Genomic DNA, 775 nt, shown 5'->3' with positions numbered 1-775 from the left:
TGTACGAATACGATGGCGACGGCAATCGCACGGCGGAATACTTCACCAACTTCGGCGACTCGTATGTGTTCGCGCAATCGCGGGTGGAGTACGACGCGCTCAATCGCGTGGTATCGATCACGGATAACGCCTATCAGGTGAAGTACGAGTACGACGCGGTGGGCAACCGGCGTCGCATGACGGCGACCTATATGGACATGGTGGGCTACCACCAGAAGACGCAAGATTACTGGTACGAATACGACGCACTGAATCGCTTCACGGTGACGATGGGCACGCTCGCGGGCGATCACATCGTCGCCGGACCGATGGGAAGCGATGGCGTGCAGCTCGGCTACAACGCAGCGGGCGAGCGCGTGCTCGCGGTGTACGCGAAGGACGGCCGCACCGAGCGCTATGCGTACGACGCGAATGGTTATCTGCAGACGCAGACGATCAACGGCATCGTGGCGCAGGAGCGCACCAATGACCTGATGGGTCGGGTGACCTCGCAGATCGAGCGCGATGTAAAAACGGGCAAGGTGGTGTCGAACGTCACGCGCGTGTGGGATGCCGACAGCCTGCAGACATCGGAGCGCGATGCATTGAACGGCATGAGCACGAGCTACACGCGCATGGCCGATGGCACGCTCACGCAGATCGACTCGAAGCCGGACGACTCGAACGACACGCGCACGACCTCGACTTATAGCTACGAGTGGTGGGACGGCGCGAAGCAATCGAAGGTAAAGGTGCAGGCGACGAACCCGAACGCACCGGGCTGGAAGCCGGCGAC

Annotated in this window: 1 protein-coding gene; it reads left to right on the top strand. The window is 61.4% G+C overall.

Features of this window, described 5'->3' with window-relative positions; translation table 11 throughout:
* Positions 1-775: hypothetical protein (locus QCE79_RS33195; protein ID WP_309851717.1), on the top strand; the 775-nt coding region annotated here is incomplete at both ends.

The sequence above is a fragment of the Caballeronia sp. LZ003 genome (assembly GCF_031451465.1).
GTDB lineage: Bacteria > Pseudomonadota > Gammaproteobacteria > Burkholderiales > Burkholderiaceae > Caballeronia.
The sequence above is the reverse complement of the archived record's forward strand: the minus strand, read 5'-3'. Positions and strand labels throughout refer to the sequence as shown.